17 protein-coding genes are annotated in these 23359 nt (G+C 71.4%); 7 read left to right on the top strand and 10 right to left on the bottom strand.

Translation table 11 applies throughout. From position 1 onward, the window contains the following. Positions 1-4: 4 nt before the first annotated feature. On the bottom strand, positions 5-1615 hold the full coding sequence (locus O0S08_RS04850; RefSeq protein ID WP_269037808.1) for a phytoene desaturase family protein: 1611 nt from the start codon (positions 1613-1615) through the stop codon (positions 5-7). A 236-nt stretch (positions 1616-1851) separates the two neighbouring features. Here O0S08_RS04850 and O0S08_RS04855 point away from each other — a divergent pair, with 236 nt between their 5' ends. Next, positions 1852-2043 (top strand): hypothetical protein, encoded by a 192-nt coding sequence (locus O0S08_RS04855; protein WP_269037809.1) that lies wholly within the window; start codon positions 1852-1854, stop codon positions 2041-2043. Here the strand turns inward: O0S08_RS04855 and O0S08_RS04860 are convergent. Both O0S08_RS04860 and O0S08_RS04865 read right to left on the bottom strand, forming a co-directional pair. Further along, positions 1973-4906 carry a serine/threonine-protein kinase gene (locus O0S08_RS04860; RefSeq protein WP_269037810.1) on the bottom strand — a complete coding sequence of 978 codons (2934 nt, stop codon included), beginning with the start codon at positions 4904-4906 and terminating at the stop codon, positions 1973-1975. The genes O0S08_RS04855 and O0S08_RS04860 overlap by 71 nt on opposite strands. Before the next feature lie 6 nt (positions 4907-4912). Then, entirely contained in the window at positions 4913-5299 is a 387-nt protein-coding gene (locus O0S08_RS04865) for a hypothetical protein (RefSeq protein WP_269037811.1), read from the bottom strand. A gap of 91 nt (positions 5300-5390) precedes the next feature. On the opposite strand from O0S08_RS04865, the gene O0S08_RS04870 reads away from it, so the two are divergent. After that, the gene (locus O0S08_RS04870) at positions 5391-6005 is read left to right on the top strand and encodes an RNA polymerase sigma factor (protein ID WP_269037812.1); all 615 of its coding nucleotides are present in this window, start codon (positions 5391-5393) and stop codon (positions 6003-6005) included. Between the two features lie 194 nt (positions 6006-6199). On the opposite strand, the gene O0S08_RS04875 is transcribed toward O0S08_RS04870, so the two are convergent. The 4 genes from O0S08_RS04875 to O0S08_RS04890 form a co-directional block, all read right to left on the bottom strand. Next, a complete protein-coding gene (locus O0S08_RS04875; protein ID WP_269037813.1) occupies positions 6200-7303 on the bottom strand; it encodes a vWA domain-containing protein in 1104 nt (367 codons plus the stop codon). Positions 7304-7850: 547 nt separating this feature from the next. After that, entirely contained in the window at positions 7851-9416 is a 1566-nt protein-coding gene (locus tag O0S08_RS04880) for an FAD-dependent oxidoreductase (RefSeq protein WP_269037814.1), read from the bottom strand. 232 nt (positions 9417-9648) lie between these two features. Further along, entirely contained in the window at positions 9649-10371 is a 723-nt protein-coding gene (locus O0S08_RS04885) for a class I SAM-dependent methyltransferase (RefSeq protein ID WP_269037816.1), read from the bottom strand. Positions 10372-10734: 363 nt separating this feature from the next. Continuing rightward, complete coding sequence (locus O0S08_RS04890; RefSeq protein ID WP_269037817.1) at positions 10735-11616, bottom strand: polyprenyl synthetase family protein; 882 nt, start codon at positions 11614-11616, stop codon at positions 10735-10737. Positions 11617-11762: 146 nt separating this feature from the next. Here O0S08_RS04890 and crtD point away from each other — a divergent pair, with 146 nt between their 5' ends. Together crtD and O0S08_RS04900 are read left to right on the top strand one after the other, a co-directional pair. Next, positions 11763-13328: a 1-hydroxycarotenoid 3,4-desaturase CrtD gene (gene crtD / locus O0S08_RS04895; protein WP_269037818.1), complete on the top strand. Its 1566-nt coding sequence runs from the start codon at positions 11763-11765 to the stop codon at positions 13326-13328. Further along, positions 13259-14173 carry a carotenoid 1,2-hydratase family protein gene (locus O0S08_RS04900; protein WP_269037819.1) on the top strand — a complete coding sequence of 305 codons (915 nt, stop codon included), beginning with the start codon at positions 13259-13261 and terminating at the stop codon, positions 14171-14173. Before crtD ends, O0S08_RS04900 begins: the two co-directional genes overlap by 70 nt. 45 nt (positions 14174-14218) lie before the next feature. On the opposite strand, the gene O0S08_RS04905 is transcribed toward O0S08_RS04900, so the two are convergent. Continuing rightward, complete coding sequence (locus tag O0S08_RS04905) at positions 14219-15619, bottom strand: alkaline phosphatase family protein (protein WP_269037820.1); 1401 nt, start codon at positions 15617-15619, stop codon at positions 14219-14221. Between the two features lie 210 nt (positions 15620-15829). Between O0S08_RS04905 and O0S08_RS04910 the strand changes: the two genes are divergently transcribed. Next, a complete protein-coding gene (locus O0S08_RS04910; RefSeq protein ID WP_269037821.1) occupies positions 15830-17149 on the top strand; it encodes a DUF4056 domain-containing protein in 1320 nt (439 codons plus the stop codon). A 674-nt stretch (positions 17150-17823) separates the two neighbouring features. Beyond that, a complete protein-coding gene (locus tag O0S08_RS04915; protein WP_269037822.1) occupies positions 17824-18906 on the top strand; it encodes a HupE/UreJ family protein in 1083 nt (360 codons plus the stop codon). Between the two features lie 131 nt (positions 18907-19037). On the opposite strand, the gene O0S08_RS04920 is transcribed toward O0S08_RS04915, so the two are convergent. Continuing rightward, positions 19038-20429 carry a S41 family peptidase gene (locus O0S08_RS04920; RefSeq protein ID WP_269037823.1) on the bottom strand — a complete coding sequence of 464 codons (1392 nt, stop codon included), beginning with the start codon at positions 20427-20429 and terminating at the stop codon, positions 19038-19040. A 418-nt stretch (positions 20430-20847) separates the two neighbouring features. On the opposite strand from O0S08_RS04920, the gene O0S08_RS04925 reads away from it, so the two are divergent. After that, entirely contained in the window at positions 20848-21624 is a 777-nt protein-coding gene (locus O0S08_RS04925) for an alpha/beta fold hydrolase (RefSeq protein ID WP_269037824.1), read from the top strand. Here the strand turns inward: O0S08_RS04925 and O0S08_RS04930 are convergent, their stop codons facing one another. Continuing rightward, positions 21625-23334: a hypothetical protein gene (locus O0S08_RS04930; RefSeq protein WP_269037825.1), complete on the bottom strand. Its 1710-nt coding sequence runs from the start codon at positions 23332-23334 to the stop codon at positions 21625-21627. Positions 23335-23359: the final 25 nt, after the last annotated feature.

Here is a 23359-nt window from a genome sequence, read left to right on the forward strand (position 1 = left end):
AGGGTCAGAGGCTGCGGAGGAGGCGGGCGGCGCCGACCGGGTCGACGGCCGCGGCGGCGAGGGCTCCGCCCATCATGGCGCCGATGACCCCGACGGTGGCGACCTCGCTGCCGGCGAAGAAGAGCCCGGCGATCTTGCTGCGCGGGCGCAGGTAGGGGTTGGCGAACCGCTCGGGGGTCGGGAGGATGCCGTAGATCGAGCCCTGCGTCGGCCGCACGAAGGTGTCGGTCGACAGCGGGGTCGACAGCTCGACGTGGTCGACGAGCGGCCGCAGCCCTGGAAGCTTTTTAAAAAATTGCTCGAGCAGGCTGTCCTGCAGGCTTTGTTTAAATTGATCGTAGTCGTCGCCGCGGCGCTTCCAGCGGGTGCCGAGCCAGCCGGAGAACCGGTCCCACGGGACGAACGTGACGACCTCGCCGGTGTGGCGCTGCTCGGGGCCGGGGTCGTAGGCCGGGTCCTTCAGCGAGGGGAAGCTGCAATACAGGACGGGGGCCTCGGCGAGCCGCGCGGGGTCCGAGATGTCCCAGGCGTCGATCTCGGTGTCCCACGTATTATAATACCATTGATTGTAGGCACCGGCGCCGGCCGAGCGGATGTCGCCCTTGAAGCCGAGGTAGAGGCAGACGTGGGCCGGCGCGGGCGGGAGGGCGCGGACGCTGGCGGCCCAGCGGGTGTCGGCGACCTCGCGCGGCAACAGCCGCTGCACCGTCGACGACACCCCCGCGGCGCTGATCACCCGGCGAGCGCGGAGCTCCTCGCCGTCGCGCATGCGCACCCCGACCGCGGTCCCCTTCTCGAGCAAGATCTGGGCGACGTCGGCCGAGATCCGCGTGTAGCCGCCGGCGTCGGCGACTGTCTGCAGCAGCTCGCGGGCGATCGCCGAGGAGCCGCCGACCGGGTAATACCCGCCCCACTGGAAGTGCTTGGTGACGAGCGCCTGGATCGCCAGGGAGGCGCGGCTCGGGGTGGCGCCGTGGTAGGCCCACTGGGCGGCCAGGACGGTCTTGAGCCGGTGGTCGCCGCTGAGCCGGTCGAGCGCGTGCTGGGCGGTCTCGCCGAAGGCGCGACGGGCTGTCCTCGTGAACATGTCCGTGAGTACATGTGCGGAAGGTGGGGCGAGCCGGGCCAGGTAGTACGACCGCATCGCCGCCGAGACCTCGCGGACGCGCGCGAAGTAGGCGTCGACGGCCTGCCGACCCTCAGGAAAAGTGTCGTGCAGGAGGGCGCGGAAGGCCTGCGGGTTGTCGGGGAAGCCGAGCTGCAGGCCGTCCGGGAAGGCGAAGGCGTCGTAGACCGGGCCCAGCGAGGCCCACTGCAGGCGACGCCCGGTGAGGCCGGCGAGCAGCCGCCCGGGCATGCTGCGCTCGGTGACCTCGCCGACGGCGTGGACGCCGACGTCCCAGTGGTACTTGCCGCGCTTGAAGCTGTGGGTGAAGCCGCCCGGGACGTAGTGCTGCTCGAGCACGAGGACCCGCTGGCCGAGCGCGGCGAGCAGCGCGGCGCAGGTCATGCCGCCCATGCCGGAGCCGATGACGATGCTGTCCCAGAGGACAGGCGCGGCGAAGCCGGACGGGAGGTTCTTCGACCAGGGGTGACGCACAGGGCGGTCGGACATGCGTGCCCAGCATACAGCGCGCGGCGGCCGCGGAGCGGTGGCGGTGCAAAACAGCGGTCGAGGCCGCCGCGGCCGCAGATCGACCGAGGCGCGGAGCGGGACGCCGGCGCCCGTGGCGACGCCGGCGAGCACGACGGTACGAGGCCGCGAAGGGGGGCCTGTGTGGGCGATCGCGCGATCACGAGGGCGCGGCGGAGCTTTCGGTCCCACGCTCGAGGCGAAGGAGGCTACACACGATGACTCCGCTCGTCCTGTTGCTCCTGCTGTTCCTCGGCTTCGGCCTGTTCGGAGTGCTCAGCGACCGTGCCTGTCGCGCCGAGTCGCTCCGCCGCGGACGCGAGGAGCGCCGCGTGACGCTCAAGGACTTCGTGGTGCCGGTGGTGCCGGTGCGACACCGCTGGCTGCGGCCGCGGGTCCATCGCGGCTGAGGGCGTCAAGGGAGGCAGCTGTGCTCGACCGACGCGCGAGAGCATCGGCCTCGAGCTGCAAACGCCGAGCACGCTGCGGCTCACGCTTGAGGGCGGTCAGGCAACGCGACAGCAGGCGTGCGACGTCCATGCGCACGTATCGATCGGCGTCGTCGGTTTCAGTCAGGCGGCGCGCTTCTTCGAGATGCGGGAGGGCGATCTCCGGTTGCCGATTCTCCAAATGATAAGAGGCGAGGCCGTAGAGGACAAAGGCCCTGTGTTCGGGGTGTTCGGGCGGATTATTGGTATAGAGCGCGTTCAGGCGTGAGAAATAGCCGAATCCTTCGCCACAGCGTTGCAGCTCGCAGAGAGCGGCGCCCAGGCTGTAGAGTAGCGCCTCCAGATCGAGCTCCACGCGGCCATCATCGTGCCAGGTAAGGAGAGCTCGGTAGACCTCCACCGATGTGGAGGGTTGATGGGCCTCGAGGAATATGTCGCTTAGCAGGGCCAGGGCCTCGACACGCAGTTGGTGCTGCGCGGGCACGGATGACTCTGGATATCCGAGGACCGTTCGGGCCCGGGCCGTCGCCAGTGCGAACTGACGCTCGGCGAAATCGATATGGGCGAGCTCGAGTTCGACTCGCGCGAGGAGGATGGTGTCCGGACCGTAGGTTCGCAGCAAGATCGGTCGAGCATCCGCAAAGCAACTGCGTGCCGGCCCCGTCTGGTCGAGCTCGGCGAGGAGCTGGGCCTCGGCGAGCTCGACCCGCACGACGGCCGGATGCTCGCGGCCGAAAATCTCGAGTGCGTCTCGCTTGAGCTCGTCGAACAGCTTCATGGCCAGCTCCGGCTCGCCCGCGTTCGCGGTCGCGTTGGCGAGGCGCAGGCCGGCCCAGATCAGCTCAGGATGGCGGGCGTCGAGAAAATCGCGGCGCAGCTCGTAGGCTTCTCGATGACGTGAGAGCGCCTCAAGGTTCTGATCCTCCAGAAACAGGATATGACCATCGGTATCCAGGAGATCGGCGCGGTCGTTGGGAGTGAGACGAGCATGGCGGGTCGCGGCAGCGCGGGCGTATTCGAGGTACTGGCGCGCTCGTTCTCCGTCCTGTTCGACTCGTGCCGCGAAGACAGCGAGATCGTTCCAGACCCGCCAGGCCAAGCCGTCGAGGGCCGATCCCGTGGCCAGTACGCCGGCGGCGTGCAGGTGTTGGAGGCCGCCGCGCACGTCGCCGAGATGGTGGCCGAGCAGGACGCCGCGCAGGCGCAAGGCGTCTGCTTCCAGCAGCGGATCGCCGACAGCTCGGATCGCCGCGAGGGCGGCGTCTACCTGCGCGAGCGCTTCGACTCCCAGCCTGGCCGCGTGAAGGCTCGTGGCGTGGGCCAGCGCGGCCTCTGCGGGCGCGAGGCGTGGATCGCGAGGGCGCTTGTAGGACCCATCGAGGAGAGCCTCGCGGTCGCGGCAAACACGGATATCGGGCAGCCGGTGGACGAGCTCCGGGACAGAGGCGACCAGGGCGGCGTCCGCATGACGGAGCTGTTCGATCAGAGCATCCAGGGCGCTTCGCCGGTGCGCGAGACAGAGCTCGCTACGCTCGAAGAGCAGCAGTGCTTGTTCGTTGCGGCCCTGTATCTCCTCGCAGACTTGGACGTGGGCGTCGAGCCACTCCTCGACATACGCATCGAGGCGACTCTGGACGAAATCGGCGGTTTGGAGGGAGAATGGCTGCGCTGTGGCGAGGATGGCCGTGCGGACTGCTGCTTTCGTTTGAAAGTCCCAGATGCCTTCGAGCTGGTCCCTGGGCTCGGGGCAGAGGCCGGGGGAAAATGCGTCGAACGGTATGATCGCGGCCGCAATGAGGCCGCCGGTGAGGAGCAGCACGAGCGGAAGGAGGAGCGAGCGGACCAGTCGGAAGGATTGCTTCTCGAGGGCACCGAGCAGCACGTCCATCGAGGTGAAGCGATCGGCAGGGCGCACGGCGAGGCCGCGGGCGAGGAGGCGGCGCAGCGCCCTCGGGATCCGTCTTTGCCCGGCGCCGGCCGGAAGCTCGATCGCTCGGTAGGCCAGCTCACGCCCGGGAACGCTCCGGGGTCCGAAGGGGCGGTCGCCGTAGAGGCACTCATGCAGGGCGACGCAGAAGGAGAACTGGTCGCTGCTGGCGTCCACACGGCCGGTGCTGAAGGCCTCGGGGGCCATATACGCCGGGGTTCCTGCGACTGTGCCGGTATCGGTGGCGCGGGCGCCGGGATCGGTGGTCGAACCCGAGAGCTCGGCGATCGTCGGCGAGTCGACTGCCGCGGCGCCGCGAGCGAGGCCGAAGTCGACGATCCGGACGCGTCCGTCGTCGCCGACCAAAATGTTTCCGGGCTTGACGTCGCGGTGCACGATGCCGGCCCGGTGCGCCGCTGCCAGACCTCGCGCGGCGGCGACGAAGACGTCGACGATCGCGGCGACGTCACGGGGCTCGGTCCGCAGCCACTGTGACAGCGTCGTACCGGCGACGTACTCCATGACGAGGCAGACGGCCTCGCCGGCAGTGACGACCTCGTGGAGCTGGACGACGTTGGGGTGCGAGAGACGCGCGAGCGCCCGGGCCTCGTGGAGGAGGCGCCGGCGATCGGCGTCCGAGACGAGGACGTCGTCCCGGATCATCTTCAATGCGACGACGCGGCCGAGGGTGTCGTCCTCGGCCGCGTAGACGACGCCCATGCCACCGACCCCGAGCGAGCGCAGGATCCGGAATCGTCCGAGCTGCATCGGCGCGGTGTCCTCGCCGAAGAGGCGAGCGCCGATCCTCCGTCGCATCGCCTCGGCGTCGAGCGGACGAGTTCGGGCGAGCTGCGGGAGGGTCGACGCGATGTCTTCGGTCGGGAGCGGTGGAAACATCGAAGATCAGGAGTCTTTGCTCTCGAGGTCCCTGTCACCGATGCGGGTCTTGCGAATCTTGACTGTGATCTTGGTGCCGGTAGGTTTCGTACCATCAAAGAAGCAAAGGCGCCACGCGTGCTCTTGCCCGAGCGGAGGATGAGTGAAGAAGACCAAGATTGTTCCATGTCCCAATTCGACCCACCCCGATCCCTCGACCGGGGTGATTTGCAGACTTTTCGCCTGCTGTGCATGTTCTGGCGCGACAGGCTCGAGCTTCACAGCCGATACACGGGCGCCGGCGACATCGAAAGATCTCTCGACGTACCCGCCCTTATCGTATCTTATGGTGGGAAGCTCGCCTGCAGGCAAATCTTCATATCTATCCACGGTGGTCGAGGTCGAGTCGTTCATGTGTCCTCCGTCTGGTTGGGTGTACTTGGGGTAGTGTCGCCGGTTTCGGGATCCGTTAGCGACTTCGCGAGGTCGTGCTAACTTTGTACGGATGGCGAGCGATATCGAGCTGTTTCGGGCCTGGCGTGCTGGCGAGCGTCAGGCGGGTAGCGTTTTGTTCGCGCGGCACTTCGACTCGATCTACCGGTTCTTCCGCAACAAGGTCGACGGGGAGGTCGAGGACCTCGTCCAGCGGACCTTCGTCGCTTGCGTGGAGGGGCGGGAGAGGTTCCGGGAGGAGTCCTCATTTCGGACGTATCTGTTCGCGGTCGCGCACAACCTGCTGCGAGACCATCTGCGCCGGAAGAAGCGGGCCGCGGAGCAGCTCGACCTCGAGGAGGTCTCGGTGGTCGACCTCGGGGCGTCGCCGCTGTCCTTCCTGGCCGCGCATGCCGAGGAGCGGGTGCTGCTGCACGCGTTGCGGCGGATCCCCGTCGCGTCGCAGATCATCCTCGAGCTTTATTTCTGGGAGCAGATGACGGGGCCGGAGATCGGCGCGTTCCTCGGGGTCATCGAGGACACCGCGCGCAGCCGGATCCGCCGGGCCAAGCTGCAGCTCGAGGCGATGATCCGCACCCTCGAGGCCACGCCCGCCGAGCTCGAGAGCACGCTGTCGAACCTCGACGGCTGGGCCGAGGCGATCCGTCGTCAACTCGCGCCGACCTGAGCCGGCGAGCCGCCGTCGGTCCGGGCTGGCTTTCTTTCAGCGGTGAGACGCCATTCGCACCGGAGCGAGTCGAGCGCTCGCTCCGGATCGCGGATGCGGACATGCGCGCTGGGAGGCGGCTCGACCCACACACATGCGCTGCGAGGTCGCCTTCGTCAGGCAGAGAGGCTCGACGTGGGACCTCGCGGTGGCGCTCAGCCGGGCGGGACGACCACGCCGCAGGCGCACTTGATCGAGACCTGGACCTCGCCGTTCTGGATGGCGTCGCAGGCGTCGCCGACCAGCTCGACCTCGCCGGGGTTGTTGAGCTGCCAGCCGTCCTCGTCGCCGAAGGGGACGACCATGCCGTTGACGTAGACGGTGCACTGGTCCTCGCCGCCCTCGGAGACGGTGCCGTCGAGGGTGAGCTTGCAGTCGCGGACGCCGTCGACGATGTCGGCGAACGCGTCGGCCAGCGCCTGCGCGTCGTCGGCCTTGTAGAACGGCGCGTCGGGGTCGCCGGGGCCGACGCCGGCGCCGGCGTTGGCGACGTCCTGCAGGTGCTGGTCGCTGACCTCGTTGCCGACGCTGATCACGTAGGTGCGCACGCCCTGGGCGAACGCGGCGGCGGCGGCCTCGACCGACTCCTCCTGGCCGTTCTGCGGGTTGGGCTCGGCGCAGGTGTCGGGCTCGCCGTCGGTGGCGAGGACGATGATCTTGTTGCCCTCGGTCGGGTCCATGACCAGCGTCGGCGTGACCGCGGCGATCGATTCGCCGGTCGGGGTCTCGTCCTCGGGCTGGCTGGCGTCCCAGCTGGCGGCGATCGCCTGGTAGTTGTCGAGCGCCGGCGGGGTCTCGGTGATGACGGGGCACTCGCCGCCCTGGTCGCCCTCGAAGCTGGTGTAGAGCGCCATGCCGAAGCGGACCTGGCCCTCGAGGTGGGGGACGAGGCCGTCGTCCTCGTCGAGCAAGGCGTTGTAGACGGCCTCCCAGCGGTCGGTGTTGCCGAACTGGGTGGTCATGCTGCCCGATTGATCGATGAGCAGCAGGACGGTGGGGATCTGCGGCTCGAAGGTCACGTCGGCGTCGGCACACACGCTGGTGTCGCTGGCGCCCTCGCTGTCGGTCGCGCTGCCGGGACCGCCCCCGAGGTCGAACTTGACGGCCTCGTCGGTGGTCGAACCAGTGGTCGGCCCGGTCTCGGTCGCGCCGGCGCTGACGCTGGTGACCCCGGGAATGCCGGTGGTGCTGCTGCCGGTATCCGTGTCGGTCCCGGGAGTGCCACCGACGCCGCCGCAGCCGGCCATCACCGCGACCATTGCCCACATTGTCCCGCATGAATGGTTAATTCGCGCAAGCATCAGTGCAAGCATAGTGAGGTCGACCGGGCGCGCTAGCCGGATTGTACCTGCCGCTTTCCTCGTCCTCCGGACGGGGTTCATGGACCCTCGCTCGAGATCGATACCTGCGAGCGCGCGTATAGCCCGCAGCTCCGCGCGCAGATCATGCCACACTGCGCTGCATCGACGGCGCGGCGGAGGATTGCTCGATCGCGGCAAAAATCGCCGTCTCGCGGCGTTCTCGGGCCGTCTCGGCGCGGCCGCGACCGGCGACGCGCCGGGGCGAGCGCGAGCGACGAGGCGCTCGCGCGTCCGCGACGGCGGGGTCGGGGATTCGTCCTGTCGCGCGCGACCGACAAGCAATGCGGCGAGGCGGCGACGCATCGCGGTGGTGCGCGGATTGCTGTCGATCGTCGCGCCGAAGCGCCGCGACGGGCGATCTACCACCGTTCGATGGTGAGGGCGCGAATTGATATTCCAGGTCGAGAAGGGTCTTTTATGGCGACCGATCGCGCAGCGAGGCCCGCTAGCCGCGGTCGCGCAGGGCCTTGCGGTGGATCAGCCGCGCCAGCGGGCCGCGCGGCGGGACGGACCACAGCGGCTCCTCGGCGGCGCCATGGTGGTGAAGAATGTGATTGGCGGCGAGGATGCCCGTGCTGGCGGCGCGCTCCATGAGGGCCGTGGGGAACGGAGTGTGGATGCAGTCGCCGGCGAGGTAGAGGGTCGGGTCCGGGGTGTCGACGCGCAGGCGCAGGGGGTGGGTGCCGGGGCGGAAGGCGGGGCAGTCCTGGCTCAGGAGGAAGCGCTCGTCGAGCGTGGCGGCGTCGCGGGTCTCGGGGTAGAGGTCGTGGAGGGCGCGCAGCAGGTCGGCCTTGATCTCGGCCTCGTCGAGCTCGTCGGGGAGGGCGTAGGCGTGCAGCTCGACGACGCTGCCGCCGCTGCGCGCGGCCCAGTCGCGGCTCTCGTCCTCGAACAACGGGTAGAGCGAGATGTTGTCGACGAGGCCGAGGCCGGTGGTGCCGACGAACGCGGCGCGGCCAGGCGCGGGCGGCCGATCGAGCCACAACCTCCACACCGCGAAGCGAGCGGTGACGGTCTGGGCGGCGACCTGCTCGCGCCAGCAGTGGCCGATGCAAGGATCCTCGGGGGCGACGCCTCGCGGGTAGCCGAGATGCGGCGACTCGGCGACGAGCTGCTGCAGGCCGGGGACGCTGGCGGCGAGGATGCAGGCGTCGGCGTGATAGACCTGTCCTCTGGAGCTGGTGACGCGATGGCGACCGTCCGGCCCGCGGTCGAAGTTGACGGCGGCCTCGGCGAGGCGCAAGCGGACGCCGCGGCGCTCGAGCACGGCCGCCATCGGCCGCCAGAGCGTGGTCGAGAACGGGCCGCGGGCGACGTCGAAGACGATGCCCTCCGGGTTGCCGACGAAGTAGAAGTGAAACATCATCAGCAGCTCGGCGGCGCTGAACTCCTGCTCGGGGTTGAAGAAGGAGTGGGCGAAGACATCGAACAGCATCTGCCGGGCGCGCGGCGGGAAGCCGAGGCGGTCGAGGAAGCTGCGCGCGTCCTCGCGGTCGAACTGGGCGTAGGTGGCGAGCGGGTCGTAGGCCATGATCGCGCGCCCGCAGGTGTCGTCGACCCGCAAGGCGTCGCGCCAGGTCATGGTGCTGCTGCGCCGGATCAGGCTGACGAGGTTCCAGATCGGCAGCTTCGGCAGGCCCGCGAACGACTCGCGCAGGCCGTCGGGGCCGAGCAGCGGGTAGTCCTCGACCGGGCGCAAGAAGCCGAGCTCCGGATCGATCCGCCGCAGCCACTCGCGCAAATTGTAGTACTGGCGGAAGAAGGCGTGAAAGCCCCGCTCCATCTCGAACTCGGTGCCGTCGGCGAGGGTGTCCGTCCACGCGCCGGCGCGACCGCCCAGGTAGGTCTCGGGCTCGAGCACCGTGACGCGGGCGCCCCGCTCCGCGAGGATCGTGGCCGCCGCGAGCCCGGCGATCCCGCCGCCGACGACGAGGACGTCGAGCGGCCGCGGCAGGGCGACCGGCGCGCGCCGGTCAGGGGTGTTGGCAGGTCGGCGGGAGATTCCCAGCATGGTGTTTATTTAAAAAAGAAGGGTGAGGCGCGCGGATGGCGGATGTCCCGGGGGACAGGTTCGGCGAAAGGGTGGAGATGTCCTTGGGGACAGGCGAATGGCCGCGGGGGCGAAGGATGTCCTTGGGGACAGGTAGGAAGGTGAGCCGCCGCGGGCGCAGGGAGGATGTCCCGGGGGACAGGTGGTGCGCGGCGTCGGCGTCGGCGCGCCTCGCGGCTCCTTCAGGTATGGCTCAGGCCGGGCGGCGGGCCAGGAAGGTGTGGACGATGCCCTCCTGCCAGCCGTCCATGGTGGCCGACTGGGTGTCGCAGAAGCCGGCCGCTTGCAGGCGGCGCAGGAAGGCGGCGGCGCCGTCGAAGGCGTTCACGCTGCGGCGCAGGTAGCGGTAGATGTTCGAGCCCGGCGAGGTGACGAGGCCGGCGGGGATGATGATGCCGAGGCACACCGCGTTCCACACCAGGTGGGCCCGCAGCGAGTCGCGCACGCTGTACTCGTGGAAGCAGATCACGCCGCCGGGCTTGAGGAGCGGGAGCAGCCGCCGCAGACACAGGTCCGGGTCGGGCATGTTGCGGATCCCGTAGGCCATCAGGATGCCGTCGAACGGCCCGCTCGCGCCGTACGCCGCCGGGTCCATGGCGTCGCCCTGCAGGAAGCGGACGCCGGTGAGCTCGCGCTTCTTGCGGGCCAGGTCGAGCATGCCCACCGAGGCGTCGAGGCCGGTGATCCGCGCGCGCGGATAGGTGCGCACGAGCGCGAGGGTGGATAAACCTGTCCCACAGCACAGGTCCAAAAGGGCAGCATCCTCCGGGACCCGCATGCGCTCGGCGCTGCGCTCGAGGTGCCGGTGGTAGCCGGGGTTCATGCCGGTGAGGAGGTCGTAGCGGGCCGCGACGCGGTCGAAGGCGTGCGGGACGGCCTGCTTCTGCGCGCGCAGGGACGGCGGCGGTCGAGTCATGGCTTGGATCGGGTGAGGACGAGCCGGGCGATCGGCCCGTGGTGGAGAGAGTCTGCGCGAGGATCGAGCTCGAGCGAGGGCGAATCGCGGCGAGACGATCGAGGCATCGCAGCCTCGCCGGGAGCGGGTGGCCGGAATGCAGGTGCGGGTGTGAGGCGCGCCCGGAGGCGACGTTTGGGCGGCCCGCGACGGGCATTCGGGCCCCGAGAGGCGCTCGAATGCGGGGCTCGGCGCCGGCGCGACGGAGAGCGAGGGACCGCGGGCCTCGCGGGGCATACGAGGGCTTGTGCAGGGCGGCTGCGGACGAATCGCTCGCGGGCGCGTGGATGGGCCATGCGAGCCGCTCCTTTGGCCTCGCCGACGTCACGAGCGGAGGCTGGCGGCGAGCGGCGGGGGGGCGGCGAGGAGCTGCTCGGACCAGCGGCGGAGGTGGGCGAGGAGGTCGTTGCGGCCGGCGCAGGTGGGGATCCGTCCGGCGGCCTGGTCGACGAGCTCGCCGAGGTGGAGGGTGGCGCCGCTGAGCCCGAGCTCGCGGACGGCCGAGGGCCGGTGATGGGTGCGGTCCTGGCCGACCGGCTTGCCGAGCAGCTCGGGCCGGCCGTAGGCGTCGCGGATGTCGTCGGCGATCTGGTAGGCCTCGCCCAGGCGATAGCCGAGGCCGGTCCACTGCAAGGGGTCGCCGCCGCCTGTCATGGCCCCGGCGATCACGGCGGCCTCGAACAGGGCGCCCGTCTTGGCCCGGTGATAGCGGCCGAGGTCGTCGAGGCCGACCTCGGACTCCCACCCCTGGCCGGCGACGATGCCCGCAGGCCCGCCGACGCCGCGCGCGACCACCCGCAAGAGGCCGGGCAAGAGGTGCGGGTGCGGCCCGCCGGCCCGCGCGAGGGTCTCGAAGGCGAGGACGATCAGGGCGTTGCCGGCGAGGATCGCCAGCTCCTCGCCGAATGCGGCGTGGACGGTGGCGTGGCCGCGCCGGACGGCGGCGTCGTCGAAACACGGCAAATCGTCGTAGACCAGCGAGGCGCAGTGCAGCAGCTCGACTGCGGCCGCCGCCGCATCCACCAGCGCAGGATGCGCGTCCCCGCACGCCTCGGCCACCGCCAGGCAGAACTCGGGGCGAAATCGCGCGCCGCCCGGGAAGACCGCGTGGCGCATGGCCTCCCCGAGGCGCGGGGGACAGGGCGCTGCGGTCGCCTGGTCGAGGCAGCTCTTGAGGGCTCGGTCGATGCGCCGTCGCGAATCCATGACTGCTCTCAGGCCCGCCCGGGCCGCCGATACAACAAAGATAGGCGCAAAAGTGTGCCTGCGTGTTCAAGCATTGTCAATGAATCGAGCTGATCGTTGGACAAAGACTTGAAACCTGGAGTGGTCGCGATAATTTGGCGACAGTCATGGTGGTGGCGAAGCAGAGCCCCCGCGTGGTGGTGGTCGGTGGCGGGGCCGGAGGTCTGGCGGCGGCCGTGGACTGTGCCCGCCGCGGGGCGACCGTGGTGCTGCTCGAGCGCGGCGCGGAGGTCGGCGGCAAGGTGCGCCAGGAGTGGGTCGGAGGCCAGTCGATCGACGCCGGGCCCACGGTGCTGACGATGCGCTGGGTGTTCGAGGGGCTGTTCGCCGACGCGGGCGCGGCTCTGGCGGAGCACGTGCAACTGCAAGCATTGACGGTGCTGGCGCGCCACGCGTGGCAAGACGGCGAGCGGCTCGACCTGTACGCCGACCGCGAGGCCACGGCGGCGGCCATCACCCGCTTCGCCTCGGCGGCCGACGCCTCCGGGTACCTCGCGTTCTGCCGCCACACAGAGGCGATCTACCAGAAAGTCCAGGGTCCGTTCATCCGCACGGCGCAGCCGACGTTGGCGACCCTGGTCGGCTCGCTCGGCCTCCGCGGGCTGCCGGGCGCCCTCGGCCTCGACTTCCACCGGACGATGTGGAAGGCCCTCGGCGATTTCTTCCAGGATCCGCGGCTGCGCCAGCTGTTCGCCCGCTACGCGACGTATTACGGCTCAAGCCCGTTCGAGGCCCCGGCCACGCTCAACCTGATCGCCCACGTCGAGCAGGCTGGAGTGTGGGCCCCCGCGGGCGGGATGTCGGCGCTGACTCGGGCGATCGCCGAGCTGGCCCGCCGCCACGGGGCGGAGATCCGCTGCGGGGCCGAGGTCGCGGCGATCGAGGCCGACGACCGGGTCCGGGCGGTCCGCCTGACGTCCGGGGAGCGGCTGCCGGCCGACGCGGTGATCTTCGCCGGCGACCTGGCAGCCCTGGCCGGCGGCCTGCTCGGCGCGGCTCCGGCGCGGGCCGTGAAGACGCCCCCGAAGTCGCGACGCTCGCTGTCGGCGATGACGTGGTGCCTGCGCGGCACGGCCGGCGGCTGGCCGCTGGCGTATCACAACGTACTGTTCTCGCGGGACTACGCGGCCGAATTCACGGCGCTGATGGACCGCAGGGCGCTCCCGGCCGAGCCCACGGTCTACGTCTGCGCGCCGGATCGCCGCGGCGGTCCCCCACCGGCCGCGGCGGAGCGCCTGTTCGTCCTGGTGAACGCGCCGCCCCGCGGCGGCGAAGGGTGGCTCACGGCGAGGGAGATCGAGGCATGCGAACGAGCGACATGGCGAGTGATCGAGCGCTGCGGGCTGTCGATGGCGCCGGCGGAGCCGCCGCGGGTGACGACGCCCGACGACTTCGCGGCGAGGTTCCCCGGCTCGGGCGGGGGGCTGTACGGGACGGCGACGCGGGGCCTGCTGGACGCGCTGGGGCGGCCGACGGCGGCGACGAAGCTGCCGGGGCTCTACGTGGCCGGGGGCAGCGTGCATCCGGGGGCGGGGGTGCCGATGGCGACGCTGAGCGGGCGGTTCGCCGCGGCGACGGCGTGCGCGGGCCTCTGTTCGACCGGGTGGTCCCTCCGGGCGGCTACGGCTGGTGGTACATCGACGCGCTCAGCGACGACGGCGCCCACGGGCTGACGATCATCGCCTTCGTCGGCAGCGTGTTCTCGCCGTACTACGCCAGGGCCCGCGCCAGAGCCCCCGCCGGCGCGGCCGACCCGATGGCCCACTGCGCGATCAACGTGGCGCTCTACGGGCCCGGCGTGGACGCGTGGGTGTTCACCGAGTACGGCGCCAGCGAGGTCGAGCGCCGGCCGGAGCAGCTGCAGGTCGGCGGCAGCTCGCTGACCTGGGAGGGCGACTGCCTGGTGGTCCGCTTCGACGAGCGCACGGCGGTGCTCGGCCAGCGGGTGGCCGGGACGGTGCGCCTGTACCCGTCGGCGTTCCCCGACCGCCCGGAGCCGATCGACGCCCACGGCCGCCACACGTGGTTCCCCGCGGCCCCGCACGCGCACGTGGTGGCCGAGCTGACGGCGCCGGCGCTGACCCTGCGCGGGACCGGCTACCACGACGCGAACTTCGGCGACGAGCCGCTCGAGGCGGGCTTCGTCGAGTGGAGCTGGTCGCGCGCGGCGCTGTCCGACCGCACCGTGGTGCTGTACGACGCCCACCGCTGCGACGGCAGCCAGCTGCAGCTCGGGCGGGTGTTCCACGCCGACGGCCGGGTCGAGCCGCTGGCCGCCGCGCACGCGATGAAGCTCGGCCGCACGCGCTGGTGGATCGCCCGCTCCACCCGGACCGACGGCGCCCCCGCCACGGTGATCCGCACGCTCGAGGACACGCCGTTCTATGCGCGCACCCAGGTGGCCACCCGCGTCGGCGAGGTGCCGGTGCGCGCGGTCCACGAGTCGCTGTCGCTGTCGCGCTTCTGCTCGCCGCTGGTGCAGACGATGCTGCCGTTCCGGATCCGCCGGGTGAGCTGAAGTACATGTTTTAAGGATAATGCCCGATCGGGCATGTTCGATGGTTCATGTCCGAGAGAGCATGTCCGATCGGCGGCGGAGCGGGCGCAGGCCGACCAGGGCGGCGACGACCACGGCGACGCCGGCGACCGCGGGGAACATCAGGGCGGCGAAGTAGGGGAAGAAGTAGACGGTGGGCGAGGGGACCGGGAAGCCGAGGTGCCAGCCGAGCACCAGCGGGTGGGCCGCGGAGAGCACCGCGCCGGCCAGCAAGATCGCCGCGAGGTCGAGCATCAGGGCGCAGCGATCGCGGCGCACCAGCCAGTGGACCAGCGCGGCGAGGCTGGTCCAGCCGAGGCCGAGAGTGAGGGTGAAGCCGATGAACTCGCCGCGGCCCGCGACCGAGCTGAGGTCGAAGCTGCCGCGCAGGCCGACCTGCAGGGCGTAGGTGACGGCCCCGAACACCGCCACGAAGCCGAGGCCGAACAGCGCGGCGCTGCGGGCCTCGCCCTGCCGCTCGCGGCGGCGGTGGAGGTGGAGCTGCAGCAGGAACACCAGCGCCAGGGCGGCGACCAGGACCCGGGCGCCGCGGCGGTGGCCGGCCCGGTGGGCCTCGTAGAAGGCGTCCCAGCTGCCGTCGCTGTCCGGCAGCCACGCGCGCACGGCCGCCTCGTTGGCCCGGCGGAACCGCTCGACGGCGGCGCGGCGATCCTCGAAATACGCGGGCGGGAAGGCGGCGGGGTCGACGAGGTCCCACAGGGCGTCGAGGTCGTCGTCGCCGGCGCGCATGTGGGCCGGGAACGGCAGGCCGAGCAGCAGCGCCAGCGAGGGCGCGACTGTGGTGATTTGCAAATGGCCGTACTCGGGGTCGCGGCGCACGCCGAGGCCGGCGTGGCAGGTCATGACATTGGCGATCGGCTCCTGCGCGCCGCCGTGGCCGCCGCGCGGCGAGTGCCCGTGGTCGGCGGTGAGGATCACGAGGTCCCGCGAGAAGTCGACGGTGCGCAAGAAGCCGGTGAGCTCGCGGTCGACCCGCGCGACCGCCTCGGCGTACTCGCGCGAGGCGGCCCCGAACTCGTGGCCGGCCTCGTCGACGTAGAGCGGGTGGACCAGCTGGAGGTCGGCCGGCGGGACCGCGGCGAAGTAGTCGACGTCGAGGGGGAGGACGTCGTAGCTGGTGAAGGCGCCGGGGAACAGCTCGCGCCACCAGGTCAGCTCGCTGACGGCGGCGACCGACAGGCCGGCGCCGCGGGCCAGGCTCCACACGGACTGGGCGAACAGGGGCGACTCGTCGTCGTTGCCGCGGGCGCCGGTGCGGTCCTGCTCGAGGCCGGTGGAGATCGTCGCGTAGACCGGTCGCGACATCGACGGCACGCCGACGGCGGTCTTGCGGCACTGGCCGTGCTCGCGCAGGAGCGCGATCGCGCCCATGGTCCTGGCGGCCTCGTGCCCGAGCCCGTCGACCACCACGAGGACGCTGCGGCGCGGTCTACGCGGCTCCGCGTCCGGCGCGATCGCGTCCTCGACCTGCACCGCGAAGAAGCCGGTGGCGTGCGACGACAGCCGCGCGGAGTAGGTGACTCCCAGCAGCAGCGGGACGCCCAGGCCGAGCGCGCTGCAGGCGAGGAGGAGCACCAGGCATTGCCGGACGGTCATGTCTCAGTTAGAGCATGGACCGTGCGGAGCGCCCACGCGAATGCCGACGATCGAAGGGAACCGCCGACGACCGCCGCGCGGCGATTGCTGGCACCGCTCGTCGCGGCGATCACGGCCTGCGCGCCGACGTGGAAGGCGCCGCTGACGGTCGACAGCCGCGAGGTCGCGCGCGCCCTCAACGACCCGGCCGACGTCGTGACCGACTTCGACCCGGCCGCGGTGCCGGTGTTCGACCCGCCGAAGAAGCTCCGGCCGTGCTGCGCCTTCGGCCAGGATCTGCGGGCGGAGGTCGGGCCGGTGCCGGTGCCGCTCTACAAGAACGAGAACATCCGCTCGCCGGAGGAGATCGGGCCGCACGGCTACGACAAGGGCGAGCTGACGCGCGAGCGCAACGGGCTGGTGTACACCTGCCGCGGCGGCTTCCTCGACATCGCCCACGTGCGCGACACCGCCGACCGCACGCTCTTCCTGACGCTGCAGCTGGTGCGACGATTGCCGGAGGGGGCGACCGTCGAATGGCCCGAGGAGGGCACGAAGCGGCGGGTGGTGGTGAAGCCGCTGCCGCCCGGCCTGCTCGAGCGCCACGGCCGGTGGAAGACGGCGACGGCGCTGGCGAGCTGGGCGGTCTATCAATTGTCGACGTGGCACGAGGTGGTCACGTGGTACGGCTTCGAGAGCGTGCCGGGGGTGTCGGAGCGGCTGTCGTCGTTCTCGCCGGAGGACGTGTACTCGAACGTGCTCGGCATCAACCTCGCGGCCGGGCTCATCCTCGACGGGGAGATCCGCTCGCGCGAGGAGTACGACGTGGCGATGCAGGCGTGGATCCGCGAGGCCCTGCGCCGCCTCGGCGCGGTGCCCAAGGACAAGGCGCGGGCGGCGATGCAGGCGGTCGACGGCCTGTGGTGGGACTCGAGCAAGCGCGTGCCGGAGTTCACTCTGGTGACGCGTCGCTATATCCATACCGATTCGCCGATCCCGGCCTGGCTGGTCCGCGACCCCGCCGTCCGCGAGGGCTGCGCCGGCCAGCCGCCCCCGCTCCCGCTGGTCATCGACCACCGCCTCGGCGACCGCGAGATCTCCGAGCTGGCGAGCGTCGAGTTCGAGTTCGGCAAGTGGCGGCCGAAGAATTTCCCCATGCCGCTCGCCGAGGGCACGACGGTGACCCAGGCCGACTTCCCGACCATCACCGCCGACATCCGCCACGAGGGCGCGGCGGTGTTCGGCCCCGATTTCGACCAGCCCGGCGAGGCGCAGGCCGACCGGCCGGACGCGAAGGAAAAAATTGTGCATCGAGCCGTGACGGATCGGCGACGGCGGGCGACTACCTCCGCGGGACCGTGATGCCGGAGTCGCGCCGGCAGCACGCACACTATCCTCGCGACGTATCCCTCCCCGGTCGCCCCGGTTCGCCGCTTCAGGCCCTCACCAGGCTTTGAAGCCTTTTTTAATTCGGCGGCAGGCCGGGCTGGAGGGCCTCGACCCGGCCCCGCAGCAGGGCCTAGCGGCCCAGGGGCTGCGAACCTGCGAGGTCGACCCGGTGCCGTTCTGCGCGTTGCGCACGGAGCGACCGAGCGACGAGTCGAGGGGCTGTCTCTGGCACGCGGCCGTCGCGGGCGAGCGGGTCGAGGGGGGGCTTGTGGCCTGTCCCGAAGACCAGAATCATCGGGCGGACCGAAGAGGCCGTGCGCAGCGAGGCCCGGTAGGCCTTGGGTCGGGAGCGGTCTCGCAACAAAGGCGGGGGAGATCTCCGGCGAGGATCTTTTCGCGCTCGCGGAGCGCGGTGCAGAAGATCTGCAAGGTCGCTCGGCATCGGCGAGGTCCGCTCGGGGCCTGGAACCACTCAGAGCGCCGCGGCCGCAGCCCGGGCGCGTCGATCCGGCCGGCATCACCGCTTTTTAAAAGGGCGGGCTCCGGCGGGGCGTCGGGTATCCTCGCGGCACAGGCCCATGGACGCGCCGCGCGAGCCCGGATCCGAGCAGGTGTTTGATAAGACAGGGCTCTTGGGGCATGTCGCGATGGGCATGGCCGTTGGGACATGTCTTTTGGGGCTGGCCATCCCGCGGCTGGCGGAGGCGCACCAGGTCGGGCTGTCGCGCGGGGTCTACACGGTCGACGGGGCGGTGGTCGAGGGCGATTTGACGTTCGCGCGGGGCGAGCTGCGGGCGCTGGCGCCGGGGCTCGACGGCGACGGGGACGGGACGCTGAGCGAGGCCGAAGTGGCGGCGGGGGGCGCGGCGCTGGCTCCGGTGGTCGCGGGGATCGGTGTGGCGAGCGACGGCGAGGCGTGCGTCGGGACGCTGACGCGGGCGTCGCTGACGGAGGAGGACGGGGCTTCGCTGGCGATCCGCTTCGCCTGTCCGCAGCCGCCAGAGTCGCTGACGCTGACGTGGTCGCTGTTCGACGCGCTGTCGACGGGGCACCGGCACCTGGGGCAGTTCGTCCGACCCGGAGCTGGCCCCGAGGACATCCTCGCCGAGCCGGTGCTGCACGCGCGCGCGCCGGCGGCGACCGTGGCGCTCGCGGGCGGGGAGGCGGAGGCGCCGGCGCGGCCGGTGTCGGCCTACTTCGAGCTCGGGGTCGAGCACATCCTGATCGGGACCGATCACCTGGTGTTCCTGCTCGGTCTGGTGGTGGTCGGCGGCCGGCTGCGCTCGCTGGTCGCGGTGATCACTGCGTTCACGATCGGCCACTCGCTGAGCCTGGCGCTGGCGACTCTGGGGATCTGGACGCCGAGCGGGGCGTGGGTCGAGCCGGCGATCGCGCTGTCGATCGCGTACGTCGGCGTCGAAAATTTCTTCGTCCCCGACGCGGCCGGGCGCTGGCGGATCACGCTGCCGTTCGGGTTCATTCACGGGTTCGGGTTCGCCGGGGTGCTGGCCGAGCTCGGGCTGCCGGCCGGCGAGGTGGCGCCGGCGCTGCTGCTGTTCAACCTCGGGGTCGAGGCGGGGCAGCTCGCAGTGCTGGCGCTGGTGCTGCCGCTGCTCATGGCGCTCGGGCGCTTGCCGGCGTACCGACAATTGCAGGGCGCGCGGTGGATCTCGGGGGCCATCGTGCTCGCGGGGCTGTGGTGGTTCTTCGAGCGCGTGTTCGGCGGGTGAGCCCGCGGTTCGAGTCGTGAGTGTCGGTGCGGCGCCGGCTCATTCGCCGCGCCGACTGCGAGTTCCGGGGGGCTCATCGTCACGCGCGAGGGCGAGTCGCCGGCGCGCTTGGTCGACGAAGGCACCCTCGATCACTGCACCTCGTCGGCGATCTGCGCGAGCAGGGTGCGAATCGCCGCGACGTGGCCGTCGTGCCCCTCGGGGCCGAACACCGCGAGCGGGAGCTGCGGCGGGATCCCGCGGCCCTCCCAGTTCTCGCCCTGCGGATCGGTGTAGTGCTCGTTCGACAGGCCCACGAACCAGCCGTTCGGCAGCCGCTTCTCCAGCACCGTCGAGAAGGCGCCGCGCGTCGACTGGCCGGCGTGGCGCACGTTGGGCAGGGCGCGCAGCGCGAGGGTGAGGATCTCGCCGGCGCTGACCGTCTCGGCGCTCGTCACCACGTAGACGGGCCCGGTGAAGCGGCGACCCTTCGCGGGCTCGACGCGGACAGCGAAGCCGCGCGACTGCGGGTCGTCGGCCGCGCGGCGCGTGTAGGCCACGGCCGGCGCGGCGGCGAAGCGACCGGCGAGCGCGAGCCCGATGAAGTCGTAGCCGCCGATGTTGAGGCTGGCGTCGACGATCACCGCGCGCGCGTTCCTGGCCTCGAACAGCGCCAGCGCGTCGTTCATCACCGCGTCGAGCGTCGGCAGCTCCGCGCGCAGCGAATCGTAGTCGCCGTCGACGAAGCCGCCCATGCTGACCGCGGCGAGATAGCCGACGCCGCCCGGCAGCATGCCGTACTGGATCCGCTGATTGGCCGCGATCGTGCCGCCGCCGGCCAGCAGCTCGCGGCCGATGCCGTCGAGCCAGTAGGTGCGGCGGAACTCCTGGAGCGCCTGCCGCGGGTCGGCGCCGCGGCGGGCCGCATCGGCGGCGAGGAAGCGCTCCAGCGGGCCCTCGTCGCCGTCGTGCACGTGCGTCGCGCCGGCGAACTCGGCCTCGATCTTGATGTGGGAGTCGGTCAGCGGCTGCACCAGCTCGCGCAAGATCGCAAACAGGGCGGCGTCGTCGGTCGCGTCGCTCACGCGCTCGCGCGCCGCGGCGACCCGGCTCGGCCAGTCGACGCCGTACAGCGAGAAGAACGCGTAGTGATGGGCGAAGAACTCGGCGAACGCGGCGAAGTTGGCGGGCGGGGTGTCGGCGGTCGGCGGCGTGCAGGCCGGCGGCAGGGCGGTCAGGCGGGTGAAGCGGAACTCGTAGGGATCGAGCGCGCTCGACAGCACCATCGTGGTGCCGCTCGGCTCGAGGCGGACCTGGTCGAAGAACGGCAAGACCGACGCGTCGAGGTCGCGCTGCTCGACGCAGACGTCGCCGGCGACGTCGAACAGGCGCACGCGGCCGCGGGCCACGGTCAGCACGTAGCCGTAGCCCTGCGACTGCCACACGCCCGGGTGGTCGCGGACGACGCGGGCCGAGCGCGGGGCGGCGCACGCCGTGAGGATTACAACCGCGGTGAACAGGAGCTTCGAGCCGGAGCGCGTCATGGTCGGACCCGCCGTCTCTTACCAGAACTCGCGCGGCTCCCGGTCGCGATGCAGCGAGCTCGCTGCCGGCGCACCGGCACGCGCGCGCTCGTCCTGATGCAGGGGCGTTGATTCGGCGTCGAGCTCGGCGGTGCAGGGGCTGCGCCTGGATCGGCACACCTCCTGCGACGCGCTGGACGCCGGCTGGCGTCGCGGCGCCGACGAAGCGGTCGACTTCTCGACCAGGAGCGAGGCGGCACACGTGTCCTTCGGGACATCTGCGAACACAGGGAGATGCCCCGAGAGACAGACGCGCGCGGAGGCCGGCGGCGGGGCCGCGAGGGGCGCGCCGGGTGATGCGGGCTGCGAGGATGTGCGCGGGCCCGACGCCCGCGGGCGCGGGCTTTCGCGGCGGGGCGGGGCGCGATAGGGTGGCTTCATGGCGCTGCTGAACCTGCCCGACGGCGAGCTTTATTATGAGGTGCACGGCAGCGGGCCGCCGCTCGTGTTCGCCCACGGGCTCGGGGGCGGGTTTTTGTCGTGGTGGCAGCAGGTGCCGCACTTTCGCAAGCGGTTCAGCTGCGTGGTGTTCTCGCACCGGGGGTTCGCGCCGTCGCGCGATGGGTCGGGACAGGGGCCGCGGAGGTTCGTCGACGACCTCGACGCGCTGCTGCAGCACCTGCACGTGGACGACGTGCGGCTGGTGGGGCAGTCGATGGGCGGGTGGAGCTGCCTCGGCTACGCGCTGCGGCGGCCGGAGAAGGTGCGGGCGCTGGTGATGGCCTGTACGACGGGACAGGTGACGACGCCGGAGATCGACGCGGCGATCAACCGGCTGCGCGGGCGGGCGACCGCGGCGTTCATGAAGGGGGTGCACCCGGCCGCCGGCGAGCGGATGGTGCGCGACCAGCCGGCGATGCACGAGCTCTACCGCGGGATGGACATCCTCGGCGGCGCGGACAAGCGGGCGATCCGCGACGTCCTGCTGGGGATGCGGACGGTGACCGCGCGCGACCTCGAGGGCTTCGAGGTGCCGACGCTGTGCATGACGTCCGACGAGGACTTCGTGTGCGCGCCGGACTCGGTGGCCCACCTGGCGCGCATGCTGGTCGGCGGCCGCTTTATCAAGGTGCCGGAGACCGGGCACTCGATCTACTGGGAGCGCCCGGCGCTGTTCAACCAGCTGGTCGACGAGTTCCTCGACTCGGTCGAGTGATCACTCGACGCGGCGGATGACCCGGTTGGCGCTGTCGAGCACGAACAGCGACTTGCTCGGGTAGTGATAGGCGAGCGCGAACGGGGCGTTGAAGCGCGCCTCGACGCCGGTGCCCTCGATGTAGTCGCCGGGGCACGGCGTCACGCCGTCGCAGTGCTGGCCCGCGTTGGTCGAGACCTCCCGGGTGGCGAAGATGCCCTGGCGGACGGTGTGCTGGCCGAACTCGCCGAAGTAGAGGCTGGCGCCGTCGCTGGCGAGGCCGCGCGGGCGGTGGATCGCGGCGCCCGTGCCGACGCCGTCGACGTAGCCGGCGCTGCCGGTGCCGGCGAAGGTGCCGACGTGGCCGGTGACGGTGTTGAAGCTGCGGATCGCAAAGCCGTTGGTGTCGGCGAGGTAGAGCATGCCGCTGTTGTCGGAGGTCAGGTCGCGCGGGCTGGTGAAGCGCGCCTCCTCGCCGACGCCGTCGGCGCTGCCGTTCTCGTACGCGAGGCCGGCGAGGGTGACGACCTCCTGGGTGACGGGGTCGAAGCGGCGCAACACCGCGGCGCTGGCGTCGACCATGTAGACGTGGCCGGCGTAGTAGGTGAGGCCGCGGTTGTCGTCGAAGGTGGCGGCGGTGCCGATGCCGTCGGCGACGCCGGTCGTGCCGTCGCCGGCGACGGTGGTGACGGCGAACGGCGGGGTCAGGCTGACGGCGCGCAGGAGCTTGTTCATGCCGTCGCTGACCCACAGGGTCTTGCCGTCGGTGGCGATGGCGTCGACGCTGGCGAAGCGGGCGTCGAGGCCGTCGGCGGCGTCGGCGTAGCCGCTCACGCCGGTGTTGGAGCCGGCGATGGTCTCGACGGCGGCGGACTCGATGTCGATGCGGCGGATGCAGTTGTTCTGGGCGTCCGCGAGGTAGAGATGGGTGAGGTCGACGGCGAGGCCGCCGGTGCCGGAGATCCGCGCGTCGCTGCCGATGCCGTCCTTGAGCCCGAGGTTGCCCTGGGTGCCGACGAACAGCGAGGTGGTGTTGGCGAGGTTGCAGGTCGGGTTGCAGGCGTCGCCGTTGGCGAGGTTGCCGTCGTCGCAGACGTCGAGCACCGCGTTCACGAGCCCGTCGCCGCAGCCGTCGCCGGGGGGCTCGAGCTGGCAGTTCGCGCCGCAGCCGTCCTCGGGGTCGGCGTTGGCGTCGTCGCACTCCTCGCCCTGGTCGAGGTCGAGCACGCCGTCGCCGCAGGCGGCCCCGACCTCGACCTGGCAGGTGGCGCTGCAGCCGTCGCCGTCGTCGGGGTTGCCGTCGTCGCACTGCTCGGCGAGGAGGAGGTCGACGACGCCGTCGCCGCAGCCGGCGGCGGTGCAGTCGGTGCGGCAGGCGCCCGGCTCGATGTCGTTGTTGTCGGGGCCGGCGTCGCACGCCTCGTCGCACTCGACGACGCCGTCACCGCATTCGGCGAGGCAGTCGGGCATGGTGGTGCTGGTGCCCGTGGTGGTGGTCGTGGTGGTGGTGCCGGTCGGCGGGTCGAGGGTGGTGACGCCGGTGTCGGTGGTCGAGGTCGTGGTCGGATCGACGGCGGTGGTCTCGGTCGGACCGCCGGAGGTCGTGTCGGTCGTGGTCGCGGTCGAGCCGTCGCTGGCAGTCTCGGTGTCGGCGCCGGGCGGGAGGCCGCAAGCGCTCACCAGGCTCAGCAGGCCGAGCGCGGACGGTATCAAGCTGTGGGGGCGATGCATCGCGTCAGGGTAGGGCCCGAGGCCC

This window comes from Nannocystis punicea (assembly GCF_026965555.1).
GTDB lineage: Bacteria > Myxococcota_A > Polyangia > Nannocystales > Nannocystaceae > Nannocystis > Nannocystis punicea.

Coding starts and splice junctions, on each gene's coding strand:
- O0S08_RS04930 (WP_269037825.1), bottom strand. CDS start 23,334: ATGCATCGCCCCCACAGCTTGATACCGTCCGCGCTCGGCCTGCTGAGC.
- crtD (WP_269037818.1), top strand. CDS start 11,763: ATGGTGGTGGCGAAGCAGAGCCCCCGCGTGGTGGTGGTCGGTGGCGGG.
- O0S08_RS04855 (WP_269037809.1), top strand. CDS start 1,852: ATGACTCCGCTCGTCCTGTTGCTCCTGCTGTTCCTCGGCTTCGGCCTG.
- O0S08_RS04870 (WP_269037812.1), top strand. CDS start 5,391: ATGGCGAGCGATATCGAGCTGTTTCGGGCCTGGCGTGCTGGCGAGCGT.
- O0S08_RS04880 (WP_269037814.1), bottom strand. CDS start 9,416: ATGCTGGGAATCTCCCGCCGACCTGCCAACACCCCTGACCGGCGCGCG.
- O0S08_RS04865 (WP_269037811.1), bottom strand. CDS start 5,299: ATGAACGACTCGACCTCGACCACCGTGGATAGATATGAAGATTTGCCT.
- O0S08_RS04915 (WP_269037822.1), top strand. CDS start 17,824: ATGGGCATGGCCGTTGGGACATGTCTTTTGGGGCTGGCCATCCCGCGG.
- O0S08_RS04860 (WP_269037810.1), bottom strand. CDS start 4,906: ATGTTTCCACCGCTCCCGACCGAAGACATCGCGTCGACCCTCCCGCAG.
- O0S08_RS04875 (WP_269037813.1), bottom strand. CDS start 7,303: ATGGTCGCGGTGATGGCCGGCTGCGGCGGCGTCGGTGGCACTCCCGGG.
- O0S08_RS04920 (WP_269037823.1), bottom strand. CDS start 20,429: ATGACGCGCTCCGGCTCGAAGCTCCTGTTCACCGCGGTTGTAATCCTC.
- O0S08_RS04885 (WP_269037816.1), bottom strand. CDS start 10,371: ATGACTCGACCGCCGCCGTCCCTGCGCGCGCAGAAGCAGGCCGTCCCG.
- O0S08_RS04850 (WP_269037808.1), bottom strand. CDS start 1,615: ATGTCCGACCGCCCTGTGCGTCACCCCTGGTCGAAGAACCTCCCGTCC.
- O0S08_RS04925 (WP_269037824.1), top strand. CDS start 20,848: ATGGCGCTGCTGAACCTGCCCGACGGCGAGCTTTATTATGAGGTGCAC.
- O0S08_RS04890 (WP_269037817.1), bottom strand. CDS start 11,616: ATGGATTCGCGACGGCGCATCGACCGAGCCCTCAAGAGCTGCCTCGAC.